The sequence below is a fragment of the Longimonas sp. genome, assembly GCF_046498435.1.
In the GTDB taxonomy this organism is placed as follows: domain Bacteria; phylum Bacteroidota; class Rhodothermia; order Rhodothermales; family Salinibacteraceae; genus Longimonas.
Genome location: NZ_JAWOAR010000149.1, coordinates 1 through 9,266, shown reverse-complemented (window position 1 = coordinate 9,266; position 9,266 = coordinate 1). Strand labels below are relative to the sequence as shown.

Below are 9,266 nucleotides of genomic sequence, written 5' to 3'. Positions count from 1 at the left end.
CAATTTTCTGGAGGACATCCTTCACATTTTCATGCTGCTCCTTATCAGGATAAATTGCCTTCAGTTTACGTTTAAAAATAGGCTCCTCCAGCAAAATAAATACCAGGTAAAGTAAAATGAGAAAAGGGTGCTCAGCGGCGCTCTAGGCGATTGAACGGCCCTGCCCATTTCGGAGGAGATCTTTATTCACTGCGTTCATCAGTCGCTTCGCTCGTGTCAGGACTCCGCGTCTCCTTGGCGGAGCCGCTGCGCTCAAGATGACATCATGTAAACGGGGCACGTTCCAACCCAACCATTAACCTGTGACACAGCAGTAGTGCCGGGCATTCGTAACAATGTCGGTGCGTTGGAATGCGACGCTGTGCCTTGCATATAACACGCAGCACATATATTTCCATAGCACACTGCGCAGTAGACTACGATGATAGATGTTGCCGTTGTAGGCGGCGGGCTGGCCGGGTGTAGCGTAGCCATTCAGATGGCTCGCGCCGGACACGAGGTCGTTGTGTTCGAGGCGGGGTCGTATCCGCGTCATAAGCTCTGCGGCGAGTTTCTCTCGCCCGAGGCGCAGTCCTCGCTTGACCGGCTGGGCGTGCGCGAGACGCTGGAGGCCCACCACCCGCCACGTATCGACCAGTCGGTAGTGACAGCTCCCGGCGGGGCAACCGACACCGTGGCGCTGCCTGCCGCTGCGTGGGGCATCAGCCGGTACGTGCTGGATGCGCTGCTGGCGAAGCAAGCCGAATCCGCAGGAGCTACCGTGCGCACCGGCTGCCGCGTTTCAAATATCGAAGGCACGCTTGACACGGGCTTTACGGTGACTCACGCGCAGGGTACAACCAAGACACGCACGGTCGTTGGAGCCTGGGGGAAGCACGGCATCCCCGACCGCACGCTGGGGCGTACCGATCTTACCGAGCCTGATCCGGTGGTGGCGTTCAAAGCGCACTACGGTGGCGATATGCCGCCCGTCATCGACATTCACGCGTTTCCAGGGGGATACTGCGGCTGTTCGCCCGTCGAAGAAGGGCGCTTCAACGTCTGTTGGATTGGCCGCCGCGACGCGCTTCAGCACGCCGGATCGCCCGAGGGCATGCTACAGGCCGCTGCCGATGCCAACCCGCATCTGGCCGAGCGGCTGGAGGCAGGCACACGCTGCACCGACTTTTGCGCCGTCAGTCAGGTTACGCTGGATACGAAAGGTCCGTTGCACCGGGATGTGTGCATGGTGGGCGACACCGCCGCCATGATTGCCCCGCTCTGTGGCGACGGCATGGCAATGGCGCTACATGCCGCCGATGTGCTGGTGCCGCACCTGCATCGGTTCCTGGCAGGGCAGCAGGCGGCTGCCACGCTCCGCACGCGCTACGCGTCCGACTGGCACGCAGCGTTCGACACCCGCTTGCAGTGGGGACGCTGGGTACACCGCATTGCGTTTCGTCCGGGTGTGGCGCGGGCCGTTGTTACAGGGCTTCGCCTGCTCCCGCCGCTCCATCGTTGGGTGTTTCGCCAGACGCGTGGCCCGCTGCCCGCCTGACGCGATCCATGAGCGCTCGGCCCAGCCCAGTTGGCTCCACGGGCTCGCACACGATGCGATCCATTTCTTCCGCATCAAACTTACGCAGGGCAGCGTACAGACGCGCTGCATAGTCAGGAATATTGCTGGCGAGCACGATATGCCCCCACGAGCCCGAACGTGTGGGGCGGTTGAGTCCTAAGTATGCCGCATCAACGCCCGGCGTTGCCTCGTCGGCCGAGGCGATCTCTACTGTTGCGTCAGGGGCGTAGTGGCGGTGACGGGTCCCCGGACTCCGCTTTTGTTGCTCGACCGAGTCTGCCATTGCAAGTTCGGGGACAACCCGGCGCGCCTCCTCCACTGACACCGCACCGGGTCGCAACACCACCGGCGGGTCGACCGTGGTATCCACGACCGTTGATTCAATGCCGGTAGGCGACTGGGGACCGATGAGGATACCCCGAATCCGCCCATCCAGGTCGTAGCGCACCGCCTCCCATGTCGTGGGGCTGGGCCGCCCCGATCGGTTGGCAGAGGGAGCGGCTACGGGCACCGCACACGCCGTTAGGAACGACTGGGCTACAGGGAGTGAGGGAATGCGCACCCCCACCGTATCGAGTCCTGCTGTGGTTACGTTGGGCACGTCATCGCGCTTGTGCACCACGCACGTGAGGGGGCCGGGACTGAATGCGCGCAGTAGGGCCCACGCCGCGCTCGACAGATTTTGCGCGACCCGTTCGACCTGTTCAACCGAAGCCACATGCACAATCAGCGGATTGTCGGCCGGGCGGTCCTTGGCTTCGAAGATTTTTGCCACCGCGTCGGCATTGAGCGCATTGGCGCCAAGCCCGTACACCGTTTCCGTAGGAAACGCTACACAGTCGCCTGCACGGAGCCAGCGGGCCGCTTTTTCGGGGTCGTCGGTGCGTTGCGTAATCATGCGATGGGGTAGACGTAAGGAAACCGGTGCGAACTCCATTGCAGGCTGTGCATCAAAGATACGAGGCGCCCCCAGATGTTTCGCGGGGCGGCTCTATTCCCATCGTGCGTGCTTTTGTTCTTTACCTAACCCCATGCTCTATAATGCCTGATCCAACCGAATCGTCCTCCTCGTCGCCCGAATCCGCATCGAACGCCTCCACTAAAGCATCTGAGACGGAGGAATCGCCCGATATGGATGCAGCGCCTGAATCCGACGAATCCGATCACGAGGATGCGTCAGACGCCCAATCGTCGCAAACGTCTCAGCAAACGCCGGAGCAGCCCTCTCTGACCGATGCCTTTAGCGAGGCAGCCCAAGAGGTGCTCGAAAAACGCTTGCGCTGGGTGGGTGTGCTGCGCAAGGCCGTGCAGCGGCTGGGCGAAGAAGATTCTGTGCCTGCTGTGCTGGCGCGCGATATCGCAACGCTCTTTCGGATGGTGCGAGCCTGGCGCAAGGGCACCTACGCCCACTTTCCATGGCGCTCGGTGGGGGTGATCACGCTGGCTGTGCTCTATTTTCTGCTGATGGGCCGCTCTTCGGGCGGACGCTCGCTGGCCGGGCTCGGCATTATTGATGACACGGCTATTCTGGCGTTCGTGGTGCGCACAACCCACAACGAGCTTGATCGCTTTCGTGCGTGGGAAAGCCAGAACGCCGAGACCGATGCCGAGGAGTCGCCGTCCGATGACGAGGCGTAGCCAGCTGCCCTCCGCATCCCCTCTTTACCCGCATCACATTGCACCCGATTTATGGAGATTGCCGACTCGCCGCTCTGGTATGTGCTGATTTTGGTACTTGGTATTGGCACCGGGCTCGTCATTGCCTGGCTCCGCCGTAATAACGACGGGGCGTAATGCATGCCCTGCGGCTTTGCCACACGAAAAACGGCCTCAGTGCCTGGCAGGTGCCAGCATTGAGGCCGTTTGTTTTGGGCGGTGTGCTTTGTTTGCAGCTGCTTACGGTACGATCTGCTCATCGCCATCGTACACGAGCAGCGCGTCGACCGGACAGATCTGACACGACTCCACGAGGCGGCTTGCATCGATGCTGTCATCGACCTCGTCTTTGAAGTCAACGATGGCATCTTGCCGAATGGTGAAGACCTCGGGAGCCAGGTTCACGCAGTTGCCGGAGCCAATGCACAGGCTGCGGTCGATGTGGACCTCCAGCCCGTTGATCGTTTGTTTTCGGATGTCTGACATACAGAATGGGAAGCAATGCACGGTATGATCGGATGGTGCGCGGTGCTCCAGGGGTGCGGCGGTGAGGCACGCAGTTTGAGCGCCTGCGCACCGCATAACACCTACCGCGCACATGGCACGTTCCACCCGAACGGATGCGTAACAAAACCGGATGCGTAACAATGTGCTCCGGTAGCATCCGTCTACGATCCAGACACCGACTCCGAGGCATCACCGGCAATTTCGACGTTAGATTCGCTGTTGCCGTTGGTGTCGGAGTCGTCGAGCAGGTTGTGGGCTACGTCCATAAACTCGCGCTCGGTGATGATGCCTACGAGTTGGCCTTCGCGCACAACGGGGAGCGCCCCGATCTGCTTCTCGCGCATCAGGCGCACAGCATCCAGCGTAGGCATGTCCGGCACGACCGAAACGGGATCCTGCTTCATGATGGATCCAATGGGCGTGTCGTCGCTGCCGGTGCCGTCGCGCTCGGCCATGTGGCGCAGCAAACGCCGGTGGCTGATGATGCCCACCAGACGGTGATTTTCGTCTTCAATGAGCACATGGCGCAGGCGCTGCCAGTCCATCATACAGGCCACAAACTCGACCGACTCCTGCTCGTGCACGGTCATCAGGTCGGTGTTCATGTAGTCTTCGACGCGCGTTTCGCGGATGTGCCCCGGCGTGTAGGCTTCGCCCAGCGAAGCGAGCGTCCAGGTGTGCACCGGTTCGCCCTCAATTTGGCGTTGCACCATGCCTCGTGTTACGCCGCTCAGGCGCTCGGTACGTGTGCCACCGGTCATCGCAGCCAGCGAGTCGAGTTGCCACTGCGAGCCCGTCTGCCCGGAAGCCACGCGCGCCTCGATAATCCCCAGGTACCGGTCAATGTCGTCGGTGCTGATGCCAGAGGTGTGGAGCCCATCGCGGGCCATGGGGAGCAGCGTTTCGAGGAGCAGCGAGCGGGCCGGACGCTTCGAGCCGTCGATCCAGCTAAACTGTGAGGCGAGTCCGTGGCGCGCTGCGGCGATGAAGTTGTGGTGGGCATCGTCGAAGTTCATGACCTCGGCTACGTCGTGGTAGTGTTCGGCCATGCCCGTAACGAGACCGTACCAGAGCACCGCGTTCGCCATCTCGTCGGCCACGGTTGGCCCCGAGGGTAAGATGCGGTTTTCGATGCGCAGGTGCGGTTTCCCTTCTGTAATGCCGTAGCAGGCGCGGTTCCAGCGATACACGGTGCCGTTATGCAGCTGCAGCGCGCTCAGGTTGGGGATGCGACCTTCGTCGAGCTGTTGGAGCGGGTTATCCTCAAACTCGGTAGACAGCAGCACCCGGAAGCGCGAGATGTCTTCTTTGAAGATTTCGGTTACCGACTCTTGTACCCACTGGCTGCCAAAGTGCACGCGTGGACTCATTTCACGCAAGTAGAGGTTGCTCGACCGTGTGTCTACGGCCTGCTGAAAGAGCGCGATGCGGGTTTCGCGCCACAGGCGTTTACCAAAGAGCAGCGGCGAGTTGGTCGAGGCGGCCAAACAGGGGGCCGCTACCGCCTGTGCAATGTTGTAGAAGCGCGGGAACTCATCGGGCGTCACCTGAAAGTGCGTCTGGAAGCTGGTGTTACAGCCTTCCAGCATAATTGAGTCATGCTTTACGAAGAGCTCGTCGAGGCCGCGAATCTGATACCGCCCCGCTCCCCCGCGCAGCCGCGTTATTGCATCATTAAGCGCATAGTAGCGCGGTTTTGGAGTCATGAAATCCATAGAGAAGTTCGCCAGATGCGCCGTGGGTAAGATACCCACTAAGATCGGCTCGGCTCCCTCTTTGCGGGCCAGGGTGCGCACATCCGCAAGCAGCTCATTGGTGGCGGTCTCCATGGTGCTGAAGCAATCGCCGCCATACACCAGCGGATCCATGTTAAACTCCGCATTGAACTTCGTAAGCTCAGTTACGATACGCGGGTCGGTGTTGCGCTTCATGATCCCTTCGATGACGGGCGCGGCCTCGCCCCGATGGTCTACGAGGAACAGCTCCTGTTCAGCGCCAATGCGCCGTGTATCTGTTTCGAACATCTCTTCATCCAGCATGCGTTCAAGCGCACGCACATCGTGGATAAGGCGCCGCGCGAAATCGCGCAGGCGGCGCGGATCCCGCTCTTCGTTCACATTCTGTTCGCCCATGGCATTGATATACGTCGTGTGGAAGGAAGGACGTGAAGATTAAGTATACAAAAGGCATGAATCGGGCGCAAGTGCACATGCAGCCCGCCATTGCTCTTTCGGGCCCCGGTACAAGGCAATTGGATACGGAACACCAGGCGGCGTGCGTTATGCCTGTGTCGCGTATCACCGGTCCTGGTGCTTCGTCTTGGTATCGGTCTGGATTTCGTTCATGTATTGCTCACACGTCATTTCGCCGCCATGCGTAGTGTACTCCAGTGTTCCCCACACCGCGGGATTGGTATTGTCATTGGCATATTTGCTATAGCTGCACTGCTCTCGGCGTGTGGAAGCAGTGCTCCCGTTGTGGAAGAGGAGGGCGTGCCCAATGCCTTTCCGAACCATACGCCCGCCGATATCCGCGAGGCTGTGCACGGCTCCACCGACACGCTAACAGCTTTCGAAGGGGAGGTGCGCATGGACCTGAATAGTCCGATGCAGAGTGGACGCTTTCGGGCTACGCTCCGCCAGCGGCGAAGCGACACGCTCTGGATGAATGTGCGCGGCCCGCTGGGCATTGATGCGGCCCGCATGATGGTAACCCCCGACAGCTTCTACGTGCACAATCGCATCGACGAGGAGCTGGCTGTGGGGCCGGTCGAGAGTGCGCAGCAGGTGTTGCCCGTTCCTGTATCCAGCGAGACGCTGTTTCAGAACCTGATGGGGCTGCTGGTGCTGCCTACAGAGGGAGACTGGTCACTACGCCACGACGATGAACTGTACCATCTTGAAGATGCAGAAGGCCGATATACCTATTCGGTGGATCCGTCGATCTGGCGGGTCGTTCGGTTTGTGGAGCGCGATGAACAGGGCACGGTTGTGGATGAGCGTGTGTTTACCGATCATACACGGGTAGACGGCGTACTCATTCCCAGCCGCGTAGTACTGCGCCGCCCTGGCGATGGGATTCGCGCACTCATGACGTATCGCTCGATCACGCTCACTCCCGAATCGCTCTCGTTTCCGTTCGATGTACCTTCCGATGTGCAACGCGTTGCGCTTCCGTAGTCGCCCATTCGGCATGGCCTGGGTGCTGGCAACGACGCCGCTAACGCATGGCCTCCTGCTGCTCATGCTGCTGGGGGGCGGGCTGATGCCGCATGCCGCTCATGCGCAATCGACCGAGGAGGAGCGTGCCGACACGGAGGAACGCCTCAACGCGCTGCGGAGCCAGATCAACCGCGACCAGGAGCGCTTGCGGAGCACCGAGCGCGAAGCCAGTGCCACACGCGAGCGCCTCGACGAACTCAACCGTGAGATTGCGCTGCGGCAGGAGCTGGTGGATACGTATGAGCGCCGCCTGCGCCAACTGCAACAGCAGCAGCGCGAGGCCCGCGATACGCTACAAACGCTCGACTCGGCCCGTGCTACGCTTGTCGACGAATACAAATCTCGCGCCAACCACGCCTACCGCTACGGCCGCCTGCACGACCTGGCGCTCATTCTGTCGTCGAAGTCCATTAACCAGATGATTGTACGTGTGCGCTATCTGCATCAGTTTGCAGCTCAGCGGCGCTCCCGGCGTAATGCCATTCAGGAGGCCCAGGCCACCATCGAAGCCCAGCAAGAAGAGCTGGCCGCCTCGCAACGCGAAACGCAGCAGCTGCTCACCGATGCGCGCTCCGAGCGCAACCGCCTGCAAGGCCTGCGCCGCGATCGCCGCCAGGTGGTCGATGAACTGCGTGCGGAGCAGTCGGCCCTGCGCGAAGAGATTGAACGCAAGCAGGAATCGGTCGAGGAGCTTCAGCAACGCATCGAAGACCTCATTGCTGCTGCTGACGAGGAAGCAGAAGGAACAGGCACCCGTGCAGGAGGGCTCTCCGATGCCGACTACGAACGCCTGTCGTCCTCGTTTGCGGAGAACCAGGGGCAACTTCCCTGGCCGGCCGAAGGAGCCATCACCGAGGGCTATGGCGATCAGGTGGATCCGGTACACGGTACAACCACGAACAACCCCGGCATCACCATTGCAACCAATCCACGCGATCCGGTGCGTAGCGTGTTCGACGGCAGCGTGAGCGGCATTGACTTTGTGCCCGGATTTGGCACCTACCTTGTCATCCGCCACGGCGATTTCTTGTCGGTGTACAGCAATCTGTCTGACCTGGACGTGTCGATGGGAGAATCGGTGTCGGCAGGCGATCGGGTCGGGTGGGCAGGCACCGAAAATGAGCCGCGGGGAGCTGGGGTGTTCTTCGCCATCTTCGACGCAGACTCGAACGCCTCGAACGACCCCACCCGATGGTTACGCGCTCGGTAGCACCCCCGGAGAGATGCAAAAGCGCCTGCATTCATAACGAGACATCCGCCAATTCACACAAGATTGCGCCCGGGTGAGGGGCCCATGGTGGGAACGGTGCCCACCGTCTCGTATGTTGAACTCGGTGGCCAATGCGGATGGAGCCGCGCCATCGATTTTGATTTTAAGACGTTTCGCATACTGTTTCGCACCAATCCTTTGCTGTATCCATGGCTACCCATTACGATTGCATTGTCATCGGGAGCGGACCGGGCGGCTACGAAACCGCCATCCGTGCTTCGCAACTCGATATGAAAACAGCTGTTATCGAGAAAAATAAACTTGGCGGCGTATGCCTCAACATTGGCTGTATCCCGACCAAGGCGCTGCTGAAAAGTGCTGAGGTTATGGCGCAAGCCAATCATCTGGAGGACTACGGGTTGGAGCTTGAGGGCACCGTGACGCCCGATTTTGCCAAGGTCATCGAGCGGAGCCGCAACACGGCGAACAAGATGAACAAGGGCGTGCAGTACCTCATGAACAAGAATAACATTGATGTGATTGAGGGGCATGGTCGGCTCACCGACCCGAATACGGTGCAGGTGGCGCCCTCGGTAAACATGGATGACGAGGAGATCGGCGAGGAAATGACTATTACGGGCGATGCCGTTATCATTGCCACCGGGGCCCGTGCCCGCGAAATTCCCCCGCTGCCCATCGATGGCGAGGCGATCATTTCGTACAAAGAGGCCATGCTGCAAACCGAGCAGCCCGACCGTCTGCTCATTGTGGGCGCAGGAGCTATCGGCGTTGAGTTTGCCTACTTCTACCACCACATGGGCACCGATGTCACCATTGTAGAGGTGGAAGACCGCTTGGTGCCGGTGGAAGACAAAGACGCCTCGCGCGTGTTGGAGCGCTCGTATAAGAAGAGCGGCATCAATGTCATGACGGGCGCTATGCTGCAAGGGGTCGAGGAGCACAACGGTGCGCTGCGTGCCGAAATCCAGGTTGGCGACGACACCCAACACGTAGAGTGCGACCAGGTGCTGTCGGCTGTGGGGGTAACGGGTAATATCGAAGACCTCGGGCTGGAGGAACTCGGTATCGAAACCGAAAACTCCTATATCACCAT

General features: G+C 60.4%; 8 protein-coding genes. 5 read left to right on the top strand and 3 right to left on the bottom strand.

What is annotated here, in order from left to right; all coding sequences use genetic code 11:
- Nucleotides 1–421: 421 nt before the first annotated feature.
- Complete coding sequence (locus R6U20_RS05525; RefSeq protein ID WP_410336866.1) at nucleotides 422–1,537, top strand: NAD(P)/FAD-dependent oxidoreductase; 1,116 nt, start codon at nucleotides 422–424, stop codon at nucleotides 1,535–1,537.
- Here R6U20_RS05525 and R6U20_RS05520 read toward each other — a convergent pair.
- A complete protein-coding gene (locus R6U20_RS05520; protein ID WP_410336865.1) occupies nucleotides 1,464–2,456 on the bottom strand; it encodes an L-threonylcarbamoyladenylate synthase in 993 nt (330 codons plus the stop codon). The genes R6U20_RS05525 and R6U20_RS05520 overlap by 74 nt on opposite strands.
- Nucleotides 2,457–2,599: 143 nt before the next feature.
- Here R6U20_RS05520 and R6U20_RS05515 point away from each other — a divergent pair, with 143 nt between their 5' ends.
- A complete protein-coding gene (locus R6U20_RS05515) occupies nucleotides 2,600–3,196 on the top strand; it encodes a YkvA family protein (RefSeq protein WP_410336864.1) in 597 nt (198 codons plus the stop codon).
- Nucleotides 3,197–3,454: 258 nt separating this feature from the next.
- Here the strand turns inward: R6U20_RS05515 and R6U20_RS05510 are convergent, their stop codons facing one another.
- Both R6U20_RS05510 and R6U20_RS05505 read right to left on the bottom strand, forming a co-directional pair.
- Nucleotides 3,455–3,700: a ferredoxin gene (locus R6U20_RS05510; protein ID WP_410336863.1), complete on the bottom strand. Its 246-nt coding sequence runs from the start codon at nucleotides 3,698–3,700 to the stop codon at nucleotides 3,455–3,457.
- A 182-nt stretch (nucleotides 3,701–3,882) separates the two neighbouring features.
- On the bottom strand, nucleotides 3,883–5,853 hold the full coding sequence (locus R6U20_RS05505) for a glutamate-cysteine ligase family protein (RefSeq protein WP_410336862.1): 1,971 nt from the start codon (nucleotides 5,851–5,853) through the stop codon (nucleotides 3,883–3,885).
- A gap of 240 nt (nucleotides 5,854–6,093) precedes the next feature.
- Here R6U20_RS05505 and R6U20_RS05500 point away from each other — a divergent pair, with 240 nt between their 5' ends.
- The 3 genes from R6U20_RS05500 to R6U20_RS05490 form a co-directional block, all read left to right on the top strand.
- Nucleotides 6,094–6,900, top strand: coding sequence for a DUF4292 domain-containing protein (locus R6U20_RS05500; protein ID WP_410336861.1), 807 nt, complete (start codon nucleotides 6,094–6,096; stop codon nucleotides 6,898–6,900).
- Between the two features lie 13 nt (nucleotides 6,901–6,913).
- The gene (locus tag R6U20_RS05495; protein ID WP_410336860.1) at nucleotides 6,914–8,152 is read left to right on the top strand and encodes a murein hydrolase activator EnvC family protein; all 1,239 of its coding nucleotides are present in this window, start codon (nucleotides 6,914–6,916) and stop codon (nucleotides 8,150–8,152) included.
- A gap of 209 nt (nucleotides 8,153–8,361) precedes the next feature.
- Nucleotides 8,362–9,266 (top strand): FAD-dependent oxidoreductase (locus tag R6U20_RS05490; RefSeq protein WP_410336859.1); only part of this gene is annotated, 905 nt, incomplete at its 3' end.

Coding starts and splice junctions, on each gene's coding strand:
- R6U20_RS05525 (WP_410336866.1), top strand. CDS start 422: ATGATAGATGTTGCCGTTGTAGGCGGCGGGCTGGCCGGGTGTAGCGTA.
- R6U20_RS05520 (WP_410336865.1), bottom strand. CDS start 2,456: ATGATTACGCAACGCACCGACGACCCCGAAAAAGCGGCCCGCTGGCTC.
- R6U20_RS05515 (WP_410336864.1), top strand. CDS start 2,600: ATGCCTGATCCAACCGAATCGTCCTCCTCGTCGCCCGAATCCGCATCG.
- R6U20_RS05510 (WP_410336863.1), bottom strand. CDS start 3,700: ATGTCAGACATCCGAAAACAAACGATCAACGGGCTGGAGGTCCACATC.
- R6U20_RS05505 (WP_410336862.1), bottom strand. CDS start 5,853: ATGGGCGAACAGAATGTGAACGAAGAGCGGGATCCGCGCCGCCTGCGC.
- R6U20_RS05500 (WP_410336861.1), top strand. CDS start 6,094: ATGCGTAGTGTACTCCAGTGTTCCCCACACCGCGGGATTGGTATTGTC.
- R6U20_RS05495 (WP_410336860.1), top strand. CDS start 6,914: ATGGCCTGGGTGCTGGCAACGACGCCGCTAACGCATGGCCTCCTGCTG.